Raw genomic sequence first — 19,010 nt, 5'->3', positions numbered from 1 at the left:
AATTGGATGTACCGCTACCCTTCCCATGTTGCATAAGACTCCCTGGAGATTGCGTCGTTTCGCTGCTTGGTGATCTATGAATTTACCTGTTTCATATACTCGACTGTTGTAGTTATTTTCGTCTTGCTGTAACCATATACATGTTTCCTCTACATCAGGGGAGTCTTTCGTGTCTAAATCTGAGTGTTGATCTTTTCGGTCTCTTTATCAACCGTATAGAGTTATGTCGTCGCTGCAAATGTATCAGGATTGCATGAATCGGCGTTTTATCCAGACTGAATCAGTTTTAGAATCAATCCTTACTATCAAACCTTCCCGCGGTATCTGGAGTAGCTTGTCAACCGAATGAAGCCGTATAAGAGATATTCTTCGGTTTGAGAGGCGGTCACTAAAGAATGTTTCACGTGAAACATCGTAAAATCAACAGCTGTATTGACCTGCAAAAGGTAGAGAGGGCTTTATTAATAACGAGCGTGATAGATCAAAATGACTTCGCTGACTCTTACGAGTAGTTATAAGAGTGACAGTATGTTAGGAGAGAATGCCATTTGCTGCTTTCCGATCTTGTGGGATCTCTGCACAGAACATTATTCAGCTTGAGCAGTTCTTAGTGTACGATTTCTGCATACAGATTGATCGTAATGTTTCACGTGAAACAATTGGTATTTAATTCAATAAACAAGTTTGTGTATTGAAGCACAAGCGAAAGAAAGTTGTTATATTATTAAAACCCATCATAGATAAGGTTGGCAATGGTCTGAATGCGCAGATGATTGTTCTTTAGCTATAACCTCATGGAGTTGAATATAATTGCTGACTGGGCATAGTCGAATCTTGTTTAACAGAGTCCAATTCTCCTTTGAAAAACTAAACATTCAGTGTTGTCTACTCAAGCAAGTATCAGTTGGTGCTCGCACATGTACAGCTTTTGGAAATAAAAGGACAAAGCGAAGTACTCTGACCGTTTGAACTGACAATTAACTTTACAAGAATACTTCCCGGGCAACAAAGATGTTTCACGTGAAACACTATTCTGCTGTACTCTTGTATAAGATTTTCCATCTGGAGCTTAATTGGAGAGTTCCAGCAGCATATAAAACAGCATTCCAACAGGTGGATGCCATCATTGATTATAACCATGAAGGTTCCTGCTTATATTCACGACGTAGGAGATTTATTGATTCGCTATTGTTAAGTTATGCACAATTTAGACCCGGTGATCGAGTTATCCACATCATCGTTTGTATGCCGTAGCATCGGGCGTGATGCGGCAGAATTGTCAATAATTGCAAGGCAAAACCAATAATTTAGAGAAAGGGTCGATCTCATATGCGCTGATGGAGCTATCCACACTTATCCACAGTTATAAACAGTGACGGTGTATAACTTGCGGCCGTTCTGACATGTCCAACTAGGACGGGAAAATTGAATGGTTATCAAAAGGAGGAAGGTTCGTGACCGCATCGAAGAAGGTGAAACCCGTTTCGAGAAATACCTCGGAAGGCGGTGAGCAGTCCACGCCGAACACATCAGGTATGGAGACGGCAACGGATATTCTGAATCGAATATTCGCTGACGGGAACGGTTCGGTGTCTGGTGCGGAGATGGCAGATTTATCTGCACGCTATCAGGCCTTACGCCAGGCTGAATTTCCTCACCCTACAAAGACCCGCTTTATTGCCGTTGCAAATCAAAAAGGCGGGGTGGGGAAAACCACTACCACCGTTAATTTAGCGTGTGCTTTTGCTGAATTTGATCAACGTGTGTTGGTCATCGATATGGATCCGCAAGGCAATGCTTCCACTGCACTGGGCGTGGCTCACGAGTCCGGGACGCCATCAACATATGATGTGCTAGAGGGTCGTCTTGGTATCGACGACGTTAAGGTGGTTTCCCCTGAATTCCCGAACCTTGAGGTTGTCCCATCGTCGATTGATCTGAGTGGTGCTGAGCTCGAAGTTGCTGATATGCCCAACCGCAATCAACTCATGAAAAAGGCAGTTGCGGACTATCTCAAAGTCTGCCATCACCATTATGACTATGTTCTCGTTGATTGCCCGCCCAGTCTTGGATTGCTGGTTCTGAATGCCATGTGTTCAGTCAATGAGGTATTGATTCCAGTGCAAGCTGAATACTATGCCCTCGAAGGATTGCAACAATTGCTGCATACCATAGGGCTTGTTCAGCAGAGCTATAATCCCTATCTGGTAATCTCGACCATGTTGTTGACTATGTATGACAGACGGACACTGCTCAGCAAGGAAGTGTTTGACCAAGTCAAGGCGCATTATCCAGAGATAGTGCTTAATACGACCATCCCTCGCTCAGTCAAAATCTCTGAAGCTCCTAGCTTCCGGCAAAGCGTCGTTACCTACGATCCTAAAGGGGCCGGTGCTATCGCATATGAAGAGGCAGCGTTAGAAATTGCCCAGAGGTCCGAGCAAGTGCTGGAACATATTGCCAATAGAAGACAGGGGGAGTGAGGACATGACAAGCCGTTCACGGTTGGGCAAGGGCTTGGGGGCTTTATTCCCCGCCCTGCCAGGTGAAGATGACGAAACCAATGCTGACAAAAGTCGGCAACAAGATAACGAAGTACAGAATTCAGGTAACAAGCAGCCTACTCTTCAAGGCTTGCCTACGGAATCGGACGGACAACAGCGCCAAGTGAGGGACGCCTCGGAAAAAGACAAAGCCAAAAGAGAACACAGTACTGCGCATTCGGGTCGTGCAAACTCTCAACTAGCGGCTACGGCAGCATCTTCTAAGAGCGGTCACAAACGTTCCAACACGGGACAAAGGCGTGTAAGCATTTCTGAGTCTCTCGGCGCGGATGTTTCACGTGAAACATCCACTTCGAAGAGGACTACCAAGCGTCGGCCTGTCCCGTCGATCAGCAGCCTGGAGCACCCAAGCGATCTATTCTTTGGACCTACGACGACAAATGTTTCACGTGAAACATCGTCCATGGTGGAATCGAGCGAAGGTGTCGACCGTCAGGCAAATGAGACTCGGCAAAGCACTAACCGTGCCGGTGCTGTTCGCAGTGATAGCGAGCCAAATAAAGCGGGGAACAACAGCCAAGAGGAGTTGAAACCCGTCCAAGGCGGGTACTTGGCCGAGGTGCGTGTGGACGATATTAGGCCAAACGCTCAGCAACCACGGCAAATCTTCGATGAAGATGAGCTCTTGGAGCTTTCCCGCTCCATCAAGGAAGTTGGTGTATTGCAGCCCATAGTGGTGCGAAGATCAACTCTTGCAGACCGTCCAAGAAAAATCGAGGATAAAACAACCTCGGTTGACAGTGCGGAAAGTAAATCCAAAGCATTTGACATTGAGACCAGCAAGGAACAATCGAGTCAGGGTTTAAACCATAGAGAGGCGAAGCTGCGGCAAACAACCCATTATGAAATCATAATGGGTGAGCGTCGTTGGCGAGCTACTCGATTGGCTGGCCTGGAAACCATACCGGCAATTGTGAAAACAACGAGCGATGACGCCATGTTGCGTGATGCCTTGCTCGAGAATCTTCATAGAGTAGCTCTTAACCCGTTGGAAGAAGCAGCCGCTTATCAGCAAATGATTGACGAGTTTGGCTTGACTCAGGACGGTTTGTCCAAGTCGATTTCTAAGTCCAGACCTCAGATCACCAATACACTTCGGTTGTTGAAGTTGCCCCCAAGTGTGCAGAAAAAAGTAAGCTCAGGTGTGTTGTCAGCTGGACATGCCCGCGCCCTGCTTACTTTGCCGGATGAAAAGTCTATGGCTGCTCTGGCAGACAAAATCATTGCTGAGGGTTTGTCGGTAAGATCAACCGAGGAACTTGTCGCGTTGCAGACAGGGCAGGCGAAGGAGAAAGCAAAAAAACCTAGGGTAAACGCCTGGGCGGATAGTCCTGTGCGCCAGGATCTGGAAAGTCACTTCGATACCAAAGTGGCTATTAAGGGCACTAAAAAGCACGGAAAAATTGAAATCGTATTTTCTTCGCCTGAAGACATGGACCGTATCGTTGCCATTCTTTTGGAGAAGAATCAATCCACAAATAATGACATTGGTTCGGGCGATAAAGGTTGGGTTTGATACATACTTTGATCCCAATCTCAAAATGCGACTGTAAGGGTTGATCGACTAAACCCCTTCGTTAAGGCAAGCGATTGCTTCAAGCCCAGTCTGGTTTTGTCTGAGCTGATGAGCAACCGCTGTTTTTGTCTAAGTATCGGAATGATTCGGCAGTTATGAGCATGTACCATTCAAAGATCTCAGAGCCCGTACTGAAAGGTAGTGTGAAATCTACATATTGCTGGCAGGGCGTGAATTGCGACACCTGTTAAAGAATTAGCGTGGTTATAGCGCCATGTAACTACTTCTGGGTAGATCGGTATCTCAAAGGCTCGGTATCTCAAAGGCTCGGTATCTCAAAGGCTCGGTATCTCAAAGGCTCGGTATCTCAAATGCATAGCTGTCGATAAAAAGATGAGTGTGTTCAAGGGTGAGATATACAGTGAGTCGATGATTGATTAGCTGGTTGGCATTATCGGATGGTTGTTTAGGTATGTGTCAGTTGGTTAGTTAAGTTCTTCTGGCTTTTATGCGGCTTTTGAGGAGGAATGGCTCTTGTCCAACAAGAAGTTAACAAACCTCAGCAGGCGAGGTTTGTAGGGTTTTCGATGTGGCAATGGGAGGGAGGGGGCCGATTGTGGGATGTCGTCTCAGTGGAACGTGTCTTTTATGTCAGCAGGGAGCAATTGGAGCAGCTTTAGGATTGGTCGTGTTCCTATTGAGTGAGATGTCCGGCTGCGGTCAATGGAGAACTAAGAAAACTTGACAGCCAGGAACTTGATAGACAGTTGCGCATAATCGATAAACGAAGTGCCTGGTAATTGTAAACTACCAGGCACGTGGGTTATTGTTTGCGGGGGCGTATCAGACCTTATCGGTTATCCAAGCTCGTAAGATATTCCTGAGCATCCAGGGCAGCACGGCAACCCATGCCAGCGGCGGAAATGGCCTGACGATAAATCTTGTCGGTGACATCACCAGCGGCAAAGACTCCAGGTACTGAAGTCTTCGTTGACCCACCCTCGACCTGAATATAGCCATCCTGATCCAGATCAACTTGGCCATTAAGGAAAGCGGTCTGAGGGGTGAATCCAATGGCAACGAAAACTCCGTTGGCTGGAATGGTGGACTGCTGGTCAGTGGCTGTATTGTGCACATCCAAAGAGATAACGCCACTGTCGTCGCCGTTGATTCGCGTGACGACCGAATCGAGAAGGAAGTTGATCTTGTCGTTGCCCTCGGCGCGATCCACCATGATTTTTGAAGCGCGGAAGCCTTGGCGACGATGGATCAGTGTGACGGAAGAGCCGAAACGGGTCAGGAAGTCCGCGTCACCCATGGCAGAGTCCCCGCCGCCAACAACTACGATCGGCTTATCCTTGAAGAAGAAGCCGTCGCATGTTGCGCAGTAGGATACTCCTCGTCCTGAGAACTCGCGCTCGCCAGGAATATCCAATTTCCGATATTGCGAACCAGTGGTGATGACGACGACTCGAGCTTGGTATTCTTGGCCTCCATCGGTAGTGATTCGCTTGACGTCTTGGTTCAAGTCAACTGAAACGACATCATCATATTCTATCTGAGCACCGAAATGTTCGGCCTGATCGCGCATCTGATCCATAAGATCGGGGCCAAGCACTGCTTTAGGGAATCCTGGGAAATTCTCTACTTCCGTCGTGTTCATAAGCTGACCGCCGGGCGTTAGGGCTCCAGCAATAACGAGTGGAGCATATCCAGCTCTGCCAAGATAAATGGCGGCAGTGTATCCTGCGGGTCCGGACCCTATAACAATGGCATCATGAACAGTTTGCTTCATAACGCCACTGTATCCATTTAGGATGACTGGGCCACACGCGGTGGGCGAAAAGGGCGCTACTTATCTCACAGTCAGTCGGGTTCTGATAGGAGCAGGCTATCCTTGAACCATGGAGAAAACCGTGATAGTAGCCATCGTGACCAATATTGGAACGATTCTGGTGCTGATTTGGTTCATGCTCCGAGTTGATCGGTTGCTGCGGGAGCACCCCAGCCACCAAACAGAGGATAAGCGCGAGGATGACAGCTGGCATAGCTGGCGTTTTTGGAATCCTCCAAGTCCTGATGAGAATGGCGACGACTTGGAGGCTGATTCTCCGATAACAGACAAAAGCCCTGGGGCTGATGAAGATGTGACTGCTAGGACTGACGACCGGTATGTACCCGCTACTCAGGAAGGACCTAGTCAAAGTTCTTCACGCGTATCGGACAAGGGCGAGGAAAGCAGCAGAGACAAGTAAGACATATCTAGCCAGGCCATAACGTAGACGGTTCGAACACTGTGGGGCGCAGTTTCAACGGCTAGCTTGATTTTGCGAAGGTATGGTCTTCAACGAGGACGGATGCGCTTGGATATGTGTGTGCCCTCTGATTTGCAGGGTATCTATGTGCTTTTGTCTATGAGCTTCGCAGTGGGCGAGGTTGAGCAAACCGCGCAAGCAATATGACCCGATGGATTAATTCTGATAGGAAGATCGTGCTCTTAACGATGAGTATGAACGACTCGGGGGCAAATGAATAGGTACAGCAATGCCGGTGGCGGAATGGCAATTTATTGGTGCGGACTCAGCTTTCGCTTGAGGTTCTTGATGGCCAAGTAGAGAGGGTTCGATTCTCAAAGATGCAAAAGCGGCGATGTATATATCTATATATATATGCAGTCATGTCTACCTGACAAACATCTAGGCAAAGCATCCTGTGCTGGCTGATGCGGCACTCGTGGCGGTTACGATCCTACGAAGGTTGCGATCCTATGAAGGTTGTATTCGCTTTCATCCGTCCTATATCTTTATTCGACTCACGCTTTTAACAGGCAGGATTCGCCGTCAATCGTAAGCGCTATGCCGTGTGGGACCCTCGTTGGAGTCGATGAAGCAAGTTGTTCGCCCCAGAATGTTTCACGTGAAACATTCGATGCCGACCATGATTGCATGCATGGGTGTGAAGCGATAACAGCAGTCTGTTATGAGTCGAGTCCTGGAGAGTGACCGGCCAATCCGACCTCGGCAATTGATTAGACTGCAGCACTTCTGCAAGTCAGCCTTGTCAACAATAAAAAACAGAGATCTGATTGAACATACCTTTGGGTCAACGTTGGCTTTGGCTGAGTAAAGGTGAAGTGGGGAGTAAAGGTGAAGTGGGGAGTAAATGGGAGGTGAAGCGTAAAGGGGAAATGGAAAGTCCAGCTTTACGCATAGAGGGAGGGAGATAACCGACCATGCGTGGTAAATGGTGAACAACCGGCATTTGATTGCCAGAGAAAAATGATAATCAGAATAATGAACGCGGAATAGAGCATCGGGTTTAATGATTACAAACTGCTAGTCCATACTGTGCCAAACAGTTAGTGCACATGTGTGTAGGGTGCCCGCCTTGCGTACTATCTGCTGCTCTGCATGTGTTTGCAAGCTAGGTATATTGCAGGTCCGCCTGTTGTATGGTGTGCAATTTGCGCAATATGCATCAGACGGACCTTGTTTGTGAAAACCGAATGATAAACAGAGCCAGGCAGGCTTTGAAGTCTCAGTCGGTTCGCTTTTGATTCAAAACTGATTGAACCAATGCAGTGTATAGCTCCGGTAGCTTGTAGCCGGCAGCCAAGGCTGATTGTGGCAGAAGCGAGGTGTCCGTCATGCCGGGCGCCACGTTGGACTCCAGGAATTGTGGCTGTCCTTGGGCATCAACGATGAAGTCGGTGCGTGAGATGTCGCGGAGCCCCAGAGCCCGGTGGGCGGTCAGCGCGGCATCGTTCACAGCCTGTGTGGTCTTGGCATCCAGTCGGGCTGGAACATAGAACTCCGTCGGGCCGGGTGTAGAACGAGCCTCGAAGTCGTAGGTGCCTGAGGGGGTCCAGATTTCAAGCGGAGGCAGAACCAGGGGGTGTCCGTCGAATTCGAGGATGGACACGGAGACCTCGGTGCCAGTGACGGCCTGTTCGATCAGGGCCACATCACCATAGGCGAAGCAGTTGATCAACGCCTGAGTGAGCTGGCTCTGTTCAGTCACCATGGTGCAGCCCATGGCTGAGCCGCCCATGGTGGGCTTGATGAAGAGCGGGAGTCCCAGCGAACCCAGAAGCATATCGATAACGGGTTCGACCCCCAGCTCGCGGAACATGGATTCGGGCAAGGTCACGGAATGCGGAGTGTGCAAGCCGGCCATGCGGACAACGTTCTTGGCGATGGGTTTGCTCCAGGCGGTCCGAGAGGCCTTGGCCCGGGATCCGATGTAAGGCAGTTCCGCCATCTCCAAGACATCACGAATGGAGCCGTCTTCGCCGTTGGCACCGTGCAGCAGAGGCCAGACCAGATCAGGACGGGTCTTTTCATCTGTCAGGTAGGGCAGGAGCGAGCCATCCATGTCGTGGACATGGACCGTCCATCCGGCCTCCTCCAGGAATCCCTGGACTCGATGTCCCGAGCTGATGGAGACATCGCGCTCATGGCTGAGGCCGCCGCAGATAACCAGGAGGGACTTATCAGCACGCTTGGTGGCCTTGCTCGCCAGAGAGATGACATCGTCCATGGTGAACGGCGTGGCCTCACGGGTGGAGCGATGCGAGGTCCGTCTGGCTCTTTTTGTCACTTCGCCAGCACCCATGGCCGTGGTGTTGTCCGGGCCGGCGAGTGTGGTCGCCGTCGCACTCGCGGTTGTCTTGGCCTTGCCGGTTGCCGGGGTTTTGCCGCCGGTCTGCTGCCGTGGTGTCTTGCTGTGCTTGGCCGCCATGATTCAGCCCCTTTCCTTGCCGCTGTCGGGCTCGAACAGCCGGACGGTGGCGAGTTCGTTCTCGATGACCGTGGACAGTCTGCGTATTCCCTCTCGGATCCGATCGGGAGTGGGGTAACAGAAGGACAGGCGCATATGGTCCGCACCCTCCCCGTTATCGTAGAAGGCTGTGCCAGACACGTAAGCCACCTTGGCGGTGATCGCCCTGGGCAGCATGTCCTTGGCGTTGAGCCCCTGGGGTATCTGCAGCCAGATATAGAAGCCACCCTTGGGCTTGAGCCATGAACAGTAGGGCAGGTATTCCTTCAAAGCCTCGTCCATGGCATCGCAGCGTTCCTTGTACATCCCCCGGTAGTCGTTGATCTGTGACTTCCAGTCGAAGTTGTCCAGATAGGTGGTGATGGTCATCTGGCTCATGTTGGAAGGACAAAGGATGGCTGACTCGTTGGCCAGAACCAGCTTCTGTCGGATGCCAGGAGGTGCAACCATCCAGGCCACGCGCATACCCGGAGCGATGATCTTGGAGAAGCTACTCAGGTAGACAATGCCCTCGGAGTCGTAAGAGCGCAGGGCCGGATAGGTCTGGCCGTCGAAGGCCAGCAGTCCATAAGGATTGTCCTCCACAATGAGCACATGGTACTTTCGGGCGATTTCGATGATTCGCGGCCTCCGCTCGACGCTCATGGTGGCGCCGGCAGGATTGTGGAAGTTAGGCACGGTGTAGAGGAACTTGACCGCCTTGCCTTGGCGGCGCTGCTCCAGAATGGTCTCCTCCAGAGCCTCGGGGATCAGCCCGTCGCCGTCCATGGCCACGTTGACCACATCGACCTGGAAGGATTGGAAGACGCCCAGGGCACCTACATAGTTGGGCGCCTCAGCCAGCACTACATCGCCGGGGTCGCACATGATTCTGGTAATCAGGTCCAGTCCCGATTGGGAACCGTTGACGATGACCACATCATCCGGCTGGACGTCCTTGATGCCTTCCAGCTCCATAATGGGCAGCACGTCTTCGCGCAGGTGGGGATCGCCCTGTGCCGATCCATACTGCCAGGCCACCTGGCCCTTGCTCCGCAGCATGTCGCCAAGCTGGTCGGCCAACTTGTCGAAGGGCATCCGCCCCAGGTAGGGCATGCCACCCGCCAGGGAGACCACCTCGGGCCGGTTGGCCACGGCGAAAAGGGCACGAATCTCGGAGGCGCGCATCTGCTCGGCTCGTGTTGCATAGGAGCTGTACCAAGGATCGTTCTTGATGACCTTGGACGCGATATTGGGATCATCCGCCATAACTGACTTCCGCCTTCCTGCCGCCGTTGTCTAAGGAAACTGTATTACCTGTAGGCGCTATGTAGGAGGAAAAATCCAACACATTACCATTTCGGTACACCCATAGTATCGGCATGTGGATGGGTGGGCGGTCATGTCTGCTGATGGGGTCCATGGGGCTTGCAGGCAATTTGCGGCCGACAAATGGTCTATGGGTCGATGTCAGGATGATTCGCCTTTGTTGCCGTCGACCCACAGTCATGCTCAGAAAGCCTGAACTGAAGTGAAGCGCAGGCTGTTTCCCGGCATGCCGTCCATGGGCACCCAGACGACCAGGTCCTGAGTCGTCACCGCCTCGCGCAGGGTGACCTGGGTGGTGCCCGAGGCATCGAAGCTGAAGTCGGCCAGAGGCTGTCCCTGGTTGGGCTGAGCCGCCGTGGAATTCGCATAGACCTGGGCATGACCGCCGCTCTGAGGCGCGACGATGGTCAGGCGGGAGACCTCTTCCGGCTGGGTCAGGTGCATATACCATCCATAGCCCTGCAGGCCGGCAGGCTTGTTGAGGAAGAGCTGGCGGCTGGTCTTGTAGGCCGTGGTGTTCTTGGGCTTGGGCGGATCGGGAACCTTGCCGGCCTCCTTGTCAGCGTGGCTGACCTTGTCTGCATCAGCATCCGCGCCAGCCTGAGCCTGATCGTTGTCATCGCCATTGCCATTGCTGGAGGGGGATGCCTCCTCGTCCCCATTGGTCTTGCCGGGGAAGGGCACGTTGGACATGACCGGCCAGCCACCCTCACTTTTGCCGACCTTGGATCGGGATCCGGTAATGGTCGAGAGGGCCCAGACCAGGGCCACCACAACGATTACAGCCGCTATGGCGATGACCACCGAGCGAGTCGTGAAGCGGCCGAACAGACGGGTGTCAGCCATATCGGCCTCGTCGTCCAGATCCTTATCCTGCTCATCGTCGGGAAGTACCGAGTAAGTCACCGGCACAGGCATGGAGTGGATTTCAGGCGTGAAGCTGGGGGGCAGCGGCTCCATGACTGTGGTCTGCTGCTCCTCCTCGTCGAAATCAGGGCTCTTGGAGGATCGGGCTGTCTGGTCAGGTGCCTTGCCGGGCGCCTTGGTCTTGTCCGAAGCAGCGGCGGAAGAGGAGTGTTCATTCCGGGCTGCAGGTTCTCCACTGCCTCCGACAAGAGGTTCGGCGGCCTCAGCTCCTGTTTGGCGCGCACGCGAATCGACGTTGCCTTGTGGAGCGCTCAGGTTGGATGTTGCCTTGGTGGCCTGGCTGTTGCCGTCCGCCGCACCATTCTCCTGACCGCTGGACTTGTGGAAGTCCCATTGGGAGAAGCCTCGCTCCACGGGATTGTTGGCAGTCACGCCGTTGCCGCTGAGAGCCTCGGACGGTTTACGCTGATCGTCTTTGACGGTCGGCATCCGTCCGGTCACAGCCTTGGACTCTTCCTCATTCACGGCTGCGGGTCTGGCCGCCGTAGCTCTGAGTGCGCTCACATCCATGGCTGCGGTCTTGCGGGAGGAGCTGTTCAGCGAACGCAGCCGCTGGCGCTCGTCAAAGAGCGAGAAGAGGTCGGTATCCGTATCCTCCGGATTGAGCATTTCGATCTCGCTGCGGCCGGGGAAGAGCAGTTGGTTGGTCTTCCAGTGCGGCTCATGGTGGGATACGGTCTGCCTGGCAGGCAGGGCCGAGGAGGTCAGCCCCTCGGGAAGCGGGAGTACGTTCTTGGGGTCCACTGGACGCAGGGCGACGGACTCGATGGAGGCACGGCCGTCCAGTCCGGGCCAGATCAGATCGCTGTCGGTCAGCTCCTCGGGCGGGACCCAGGGGCTGAGCAGGGCCGAGAGCTCCGCCAGGGTGACCAGCGGAACCGGCACGGTTCCCTGCTCATTCGCCAGGCCCAGCCCGCGCATGCAGATGATTTTGAACTCTTCCGGGGCCTGTTTGGGCAGCTCCTGCAGACTGGGCTGCCGTCCGTCCTGGTCGGGTCGGCGCGTCAGCATGGCATAGAGCACGCCGGCCAGCTCTCGTATGGCATACTCCTCGTTCGTCAACCCCGTCTCAGTTGAGACTGACGGGTGCTCGAGCATAGGCGATATGGGTGCATCTGCCAGGGTGATCGAGGCCGGGGCCAGCCTGATGGTGCTCGTGGAGACCGCATAGTCGACCATGCCTGCGGCATGCAGGGTCCGCATGGCCTCCGTGACTTCTCCCATGATGGTGCCGATGGCCCGGTCGCTGAGCGTTTCCCCGGCGGGTCCGTGCATGTAGTCCTTCAGGGACATGCCGGCATCGGGGGCGGTGACGATCAGGGAGACCTTGTCACGAGTGTGCAGCTGATAGACCGGGGTGAAACGGCGATCCTTGCTCAGCGCCAGGCTTGAGGCGTTGATGTTGATCCGGTCCATGCAGGTGGAATCCCCCGCGATGAAGAGCTGGCAATCCCTGTCCAGGACCTTGTCCTTGGCCCGCCAGGCGCTCAGACCGTTCGCGCGGCGGAGCAGGGTGACCAGGGTGTATCTGCCGAGGATGGTGTCTCCGATATGCGCGTTCATAGTTGCCGAGCTCTCATCAGAAGTGGGGCGCCGCCTGTAGTCGGCGACACCGTGGTGGACCTTGCTGTTCCTAGGTACAATCCTAACGGGTTGCGGGGTCGGGGGAGCCGGTGGAGGTCCGGCTATCGCGGATTCTCCATCAGCGTCGGACTCACGGGCCTCCTCGAAGTTCTCCAGTGCTGCGTCCATGCCGGGCAGAGCGGAGTCGGGGGAGGAGGAGTGCACCACCCTGACCGAGCGGTCGGCCAGCCGGGAGGGTCGCTCCTGCAGTGCGTCCAGGCTGCGGACGGGGTGCCGGGCTGTCCTGCCCAGCCGACGGGCCAGATCGACCAGGAGCTGAATGAATTCCTCAGTGCGCAGGGCTACCAGGGTCACGACATAGATGACCGCCGTCAGCAGGGTGATGACCACGCAGATGAAGAGCGCCTGCACCCAGCTCATGTGACCCTGCCGGCCCTGAATCCAGGCGCCGACCAGGTGGGTCACCGGGGTTTTGACCGTCAGGGCGGCCGCCAGGGCCAATCCCGCAGCCAGGAAGGCCTTGGCGTAGGTGATAAGAATCCGCCGCTCGTCCAGATTTCCCTGGAAGGGGCTGCGCAGCATGTGAGCCAGGACAGGGAAACTGAGGAGGCTGCTCAGGGACAGGCTCAGTCCTACCATCGCCGCCCAGTAACGGGGAGGCAACAGGCGTATGGATACCAGAAGCACTGCCACCTGGATGGTGTTGGAGACGGCCGCGAAGATGAAAGGATGCCGGCCATCCTCGAAGGCGTAGAAGCTGCGCTGAATGAGCAGGAAGGCGCTCGTGGGAACCAGCCCCAGGGAAAGCGTTATCAGCGGTCCTGAGATAAGGACGGACTCGTGGACGCTTACCGAGGGCAGCAGGGCTCGGGTGATGGGCACTGGAATGGCCAACAGGACTGCGGCGAAGAAGAACATGACCAGTCCGACGTTGCGCAGGGCCTGGCTCAGATCATTGCGGGCATCCCCGATGCGGCCGTCAGAAACCGCCTTGGACAGCTTGGGGAAGAGGGCCGTGCTGACCGAGACGGCCACCAGCGAGTAGGGCAGGATGAAGATGGTGTAGGCGTTCTGATAGGAGCCGTTGCCGGCGATGTCAAACGGGTTGCCCTCCAGGGGGGCGCCGTTGTTGACGCGGGCATTGACCACGTTGGCCAGCTGGTTGATGACGACCACGCACATGCTCCAGGCCGCCACCGAGCCCATGGATCGCAGGCCGATTCCGCGCAGGCCCCAGCGAGGACGATAGCGGAAGCCGCTCATGATCAGGGGGATAAAGAGGACCAGCGCCTGGAAGGCCACCCCCAGGGTCCAGGCTCCGGCGGTCAGGGCCACCTTGCCGTTGTCCCAGAAGCCGACCGGCTGATTGCGGGCGTTGCCGAACAGGAAGATGAAGGCCAGGAAGCCCAGGCAGCTGATAACGTTGGCGCCCACCGAGCTCCAGGCGTATGCGGTGAACCGGCCCTTGGCGGCCAGGATCTGCCCCAGGACCGTGTAGAGCCCGTAGAAGAAGACCTGGGGCATGCACCAGAGCGTGAAGGAGTTGGCCAGGGCCCGCTGTGCCGGGTTCCACTTGGAGTTCAGATAGATGGTGGTCAGCACCGGAGTGCCCAGCATCAGCAGCAGGGTCAGCAGGGCCAGCAGGACCATGGCGACCGTGATCAGCTTGTTCAGCCGGTCTGCTGCGTCTCGCTCCTTGAGGGTACGCACAATCTGCGGGACCAGGACGGCGTTGAAGATGCCGCCCGAGATCAGGGTGAACATGACCTGAGGGATCATGGCGCCGGTCTGGTAGGCGTCGGCCGCGATTCCGGTGGTCCCTATGGCGGCTGCCAGCAGGATGGTGCGGATCTGCCCGGTCACGCGGGAGGCCGCGGTGCCCGTGGCCATGATGGCGGAATTGCGCCCTACGGAACTCATTCGTCCGGGTCCTTCGTACGGTGGAACTGCCGCCAGAGCCCCAGGAGTCCCAGGAGCACGGCGATGACAATGATGATCAGGCCGCTCATGTCACTCAATCGCAGATTGCTGGTGATCTGAGCCCGGCGCACCTGGCCGAAGGGACGGCCCTGGCTGTCCAGCAGGCCGATGTCTACGTTGGCTCTGCCGGCTGCGGCCACTCTGACCTTGAAGGTCACCTGGGCCTCGGACCGGGCGGGAATGACCGCCTCCGCCATACGGGAGGTGACGATCTCCATGGAATCGGTTCGGGCGCTGATGCGGGCGTGGACGGGATAGGGGTGGCTGTTGCTGACGGTGACGGGCATGGAGGCCGTCTCGCTGACGACGTTCAAAGACTCGCTGGGTGTGATGCTGATGCCGTCCAGGAGCCGGTGGGATATGGCCTCGGCCTGATCGGCCAGACCAGAGGCGGCTGCGGTTCCGCCCAGGGATTTCAGGGCCAGATCGTCGTGGGCGGCGGTCAGCTGGTTCAGCCACTGATGCGGATCCTTGGGCTGGCGGGCGGTGGTGTCGGCATCCTGGCGGGCCAGGGCCTGGCTGTCGGTCTTGCCTGCTGAGGCGCTGGCGGTGGGTTGGGAATCATGCCTGTCGTCAGCCAGGATGGAGGTGGCGAATCGGTCGATGTCAGCCCGGCTGGCAATCAGGGAGTCCAGGGTGCCTGTCGGGCCATCGCCGTGTCTGGCGCTGCCCTTGGCGTTGCCGAGCTCCAGGGCCTTGAGCAGACCCGAAGATCCGCCGGTAAAGTCGGGCGCCTGCATCAGGTTGTCCATGGAGACCAGTTTGATCCATGGGGCATGCTCCAGTTCGGTCATGATCCTGTCTGCCTGTTGGGTGTCCTGATCGGCGTCGAAGCAGACCAGGAGGGAGCGTTCGGCGTAGGGTTGTTCCATCTGATAGAAGGCGCTCTGGGCTATGAACCGGGCCGTCTGCCCGGCCTGGGTCTGCTCACCGGTGGCACGTGTGGAGCTTGGGTGACCTCTGGCCAGGTTGCTGAGTTCGCGCTGGGCCGACAGGACGGTTACCTTTCCGGCCTTGGTCTCGATGGTGTACTTGCCGGTGTGGGCGGAGGTGCCGGCGCCGACCTCGAAGCCCTGGGGGGCGATGACCGTCTGATATCCGGCACGGCGGGCCGCAGCGATGGACTCCATGGTCCACTCCTGTCGGCCCTGCCAGGCGTACGCGCCAGGCGCCGTGTCAGCATAGAGCTTGGTCGCGGTCTGGGCGCTCCAGGAGTCGGGGGTGACTCCAGCCTGGGTGTAACGGTCCTGGTTCTGGGATGCATACCCGGTGATGTCGAAGTCGGCCGGCTGAATCAGCCCTTGTATCTGGGGACGGTTGGCGAAGGCGGGCAGGTAGACCGGGTCGCCCAGGGCTTGCAGGGACCCGTGTTTGGACAGCAGCTGGCTCTGGTCCTCCTGGCGGCGGGTCCCCTGGCGGGTCAGTGTCACGCTCCGGTTTTTATCGTTGCCCGGGCCTGACGCGGATTCGGCATTGGACTGGGTCATCAGCGCCGTCATGGCCTTGTCGTCAATGTTCCAGTCCGAGGAGGTCAGCGGCAGGACCATGGTCAGGGACAGGGCGGGGGTGCCTGCAGTGGGCAGGCCATCCCAGGTCCGCGTAAGAAAGGTGAATACGTCGCCCAGGATCCGGCCCTGATCGTCGCTCAGGGAGAGCCGGACGGGCTTGGGTCCCCAGCTGGTCATCTTCTTGATCGCGTCTTGATCAGCCGGTACGTTGACTGCGACCTCGGTGCTCTGCCCGGCCGGAATCGTCGGTACTGTCTGCGTACCCAGCACGTCCGGGGTGGGGATGCGGGCGTGGCCTTCGGACCAGGTCTGCATGTCGGCCCGTGAACTGAAGGAGTAGAGGGCGCTGGTGGACACGCTCAGATGGGCATTCTCCATGGGTTGGTTCGCGGTGTTGGTCACCGCAGCGCGCAGGGCGTAGCCGGACTGGTCGGTCACCACTGGCGTCGACCAGCGCAGGGCTACCTCGGCTGAGCTCTGATGACTGGTGGCAGCCAGGGCTGGTGTCGGATGCCAGGGAGTCATCACCAGGGCCAGCAGAAGGATGGTCGCCAGCAGGACTCGGGTCCACCGGGTCCACCGATTGAAGGCATGAATGTGCTGGCTGGTGCGCCCGCTCGGGCGCAGGGGGGTCTGGATCATGGCTGTTTTTTGTACTTCCTTGCGTAGAGCCAGGCTATTTTACGCTCATTGGGATAACTGAGCACTGAGGTCAGGTCTGAGAAGTCCACCCAGATGGCATCTTCGGCCTCATGATCGGGGTCACCTTCCACGCTCAGGGATCCGCCGATCATCCGCAGGACGAAATGATGGACCAGCTTGTGGACCCGCTGATTGGTCCCGGTGAACCAGTAGTCGATGGTGGCGATGGAATCGGTCACCCTACCCAGTATCCCCGTCTCCTCGTGGACCTCGCGCACCGCAGTCTGCTCGGGTGTTTCCCCCTTCTCGATATGCCCCTTGGGCAGGCACCATTCCAGGTGGCCAGAGCGGGAGTGCCGGGCGATGACGGCCACCCGGCCATGCCGGTCAAAAATCAGCCCACCCGCCGAATATTCGCGCACCACCGGCAGCTCCTGGGCATCCAGGGAGGCAAAGGTCGAAGGTCCCGAGGCATGCTTGTGCCGGGGCATGAGGGCAGGTGTGGGAGCGTCATCCTCGGTCTGTATGCGCTCGCGGATCTGCGGATCCAGACGTTCGCTTACAGTCTCCACCAGGTGGTCCCGACTCTGCTGGCCGCGGGCATGGGTATCCGCAGAATCGGCGCTATGTGCAAGCATGCGCGCCATGTCCGCGGGCGTAATCATACTCCAACTTTACGTAAGGTAATGTGCAGGTGGGGTAACGGTATGCTAGTAGGCGCATCAACTCCGTAGGAAAGGGTGAGCGTGGATTTCCAAGTCTGGCCGGAGGCCATCGAGCTCGGGCGCCTCTTCGCCGAGCAGGGATTTGAACTGGCGTTGGTAGGGGGTCCTGTACGCGATCTGCTCCTGCACCGGCCCTCCCACGACCTGGACTTCTGCACCTCGGCCAGGCCCGAGCAGTTCGAGCCCATCCTGCGTCACTGGGGGTCGGGCTTCTGGGACATGGGGCGCAAATTCGGCACCCTGGGCGCGCTGCGGCGGCGTCCTGACGGCACCGAGGTCAAGGTGGAGGTGACCACCTACCGGCGAGACACCTATGATCCGGACTCCCGCAAGCCCGAAGTGGACTATGGGGACAACCTTGAGGGCGACCTTTCACGGCGCGACTTCACCGTCAACGCCATGGCCCTGCGGGTGCCCGACCTGGTGTTCGTAGACCCCTACCGGGGGGCCAACGACTTGGCCAAGCAGGTGCTGCGGACCCCGGTGGACCCCCGTCAGTCCTTCGACGACGACCCCCTGCGGATGATGCGGGCCGTGCGGTTCGTGGCCCAGCTGGGATTCACCATCGCCCCGGAGACCGCAGAGGCCATCACCCGCATGACCGATCGAATCAACATCGTCTCGGCCGAGCGGATTCGCGACGAGCTGACCAAGCTTATGCTGTCCGACCACCCCGTGCAGGGCATTGAGGCTCTGGTGCAGTCCGGCCTGGCTGACATCGTTCTGCCCGAGGTGCCGGCTCTGCAGCTGGAGATAGACGAGCATCACCGGCACAAGGATGTCTTCGAGCACACCCTGATGGTGGTGGACCGGGCCATCGCCCTGGAGACAGGACCTGACGGACCGGTACCCGCCCCGGACCTGACCCTGCGCCTTGCCGCTCTACTGCACGACATCGGCAAGCCCGCCACCAGACGCTTTGAGCCCGGTGGCAAGGTCAGCTTCCATCACCATGATGCAGTCGGAGCCCGGTTGGCCCGCAAGCGCCTCAAGGCCCTGCGCTTCGACCACCACATGATTGCCGACGTCTGCGACCTGATCTCCATGCATCTGCGTTTCCACGGCTACGTGGACGAGCGGTGGACCGATGCGGCCGTACGCCGTTACGCCCGGGAGACCGGCCCGCTTTATGAGCGTCTCAATCGCCTGACCCGGGCCGATGCGACCACCCGCAACAAGCGCAAGGCCCAGGTCTTCTCCTCCGCCATGGACGAGTTGGAGGACAGGGTGGCTCAGTTGCGTCGGCAGGAGGATCTGGATGCCATCCGGCCCGACTTGGATGGACGACAGATCATGCAGATCCTGGATCTTAAACCCGGACCGCAGGTGGGACGTGCCTATCAGCATATGCTGGACTACCGCATGGATCAGGGCCCGGTCGACCGGCAGACAGCCGAGCAGGAGTTGCGGGACTGGTGGCAAAGAGAAGGTGCTGACCAAGCCTGACCCAGGTCGTACCCTTCCGGGCGGGCGCTCT

The 19,010-nt window shown here is 57.0% G+C and carries 10 protein-coding genes; 4 read left to right on the top strand and 6 right to left on the bottom strand.

Features of this window, described 5'->3' with window-relative positions; all coding sequences use genetic code 11:
* The first annotated feature begins 1,535 nt into the window (after window positions 1–1,535).
* Both H3S97_RS03445 and H3S97_RS03440 read left to right on the top strand, forming a co-directional pair.
* Window positions 1,536–2,483 carry a ParA family protein gene (locus H3S97_RS03445; RefSeq protein WP_198219669.1) on the top strand — a complete coding sequence of 316 codons (948 nt, stop codon included), beginning with the start codon at window positions 1,536–1,538 and terminating at the stop codon, window positions 2,481–2,483.
* Window positions 2,484–2,487: 4 nt separating this feature from the next.
* Window positions 2,488–4,080, top strand: coding sequence for a ParB/RepB/Spo0J family partition protein (locus H3S97_RS03440; protein ID WP_198219625.1), 1,593 nt, complete (start codon window positions 2,488–2,490; stop codon window positions 4,078–4,080).
* 850 nt (window positions 4,081–4,930) lie between these two features.
* Here H3S97_RS03440 and trxB read toward each other — a convergent pair.
* Window positions 4,931–5,875: a thioredoxin-disulfide reductase gene (gene trxB, locus H3S97_RS03435; RefSeq protein ID WP_198219624.1), complete on the bottom strand. Its 945-nt coding sequence runs from the start codon at window positions 5,873–5,875 to the stop codon at window positions 4,931–4,933.
* A gap of 109 nt (window positions 5,876–5,984) precedes the next feature.
* Between trxB and H3S97_RS03430 the strand changes: the two genes are divergently transcribed.
* Complete coding sequence (locus H3S97_RS03430) at window positions 5,985–6,335, top strand: hypothetical protein (protein WP_198219623.1); 351 nt, start codon at window positions 5,985–5,987, stop codon at window positions 6,333–6,335.
* Window positions 6,336–7,617: 1,282 nt separating this feature from the next.
* Here the strand turns inward: H3S97_RS03430 and H3S97_RS03425 are convergent.
* The 5 genes from H3S97_RS03425 to H3S97_RS03405 form a co-directional block, all read right to left on the bottom strand.
* Window positions 7,618–8,820, bottom strand: coding sequence for a D-alanine--D-alanine ligase family protein (locus H3S97_RS03425; RefSeq protein WP_198219622.1), 1,203 nt, complete (start codon window positions 8,818–8,820; stop codon window positions 7,618–7,620).
* Between the two features lie 3 nt (window positions 8,821–8,823).
* A complete protein-coding gene (locus H3S97_RS03420; protein ID WP_198177090.1) occupies window positions 8,824–10,107 on the bottom strand; it encodes an aminotransferase-like domain-containing protein in 1,284 nt (427 codons plus the stop codon).
* Window positions 10,108–10,350: 243 nt separating this feature from the next.
* On the bottom strand, window positions 10,351–14,598 hold the full coding sequence (locus tag H3S97_RS03415; protein WP_198219621.1) for a murein biosynthesis integral membrane protein MurJ: 4,248 nt from the start codon (window positions 14,596–14,598) through the stop codon (window positions 10,351–10,353).
* Window positions 14,595–16,808: a DUF6049 family protein gene (locus tag H3S97_RS03410; protein WP_198219620.1), complete on the bottom strand. Its 2,214-nt coding sequence runs from the start codon at window positions 16,806–16,808 to the stop codon at window positions 14,595–14,597. The genes H3S97_RS03415 and H3S97_RS03410 overlap by 4 nt, the downstream gene beginning before the upstream one ends.
* Complete coding sequence (locus H3S97_RS03405) at window positions 16,805–17,473, bottom strand: NUDIX hydrolase (RefSeq protein ID WP_198219619.1); 669 nt, start codon at window positions 17,471–17,473, stop codon at window positions 16,805–16,807. Before H3S97_RS03405 ends, H3S97_RS03410 begins: the two co-directional genes overlap by 4 nt.
* Window positions 17,474–17,554: 81 nt before the next feature.
* Between H3S97_RS03405 and H3S97_RS03400 the strand changes: the two genes are divergently transcribed.
* Complete coding sequence (locus H3S97_RS03400) at window positions 17,555–18,979, top strand: CCA tRNA nucleotidyltransferase (protein ID WP_198219618.1); 1,425 nt, start codon at window positions 17,555–17,557, stop codon at window positions 18,977–18,979.
* The last annotated feature ends 31 nt before the right edge of the window (window positions 18,980–19,010 follow it).

The organism is Bifidobacterium choladohabitans (genome assembly GCF_016102005.1).
Taxonomy (GTDB): Bacteria; Actinomycetota; Actinomycetes; order Actinomycetales; family Bifidobacteriaceae; genus Bombiscardovia; species Bombiscardovia choladohabitans.
The sequence above is the reverse complement of the archived record's forward strand: the minus strand, read 5'-3'. Positions and strand labels throughout refer to the sequence as shown.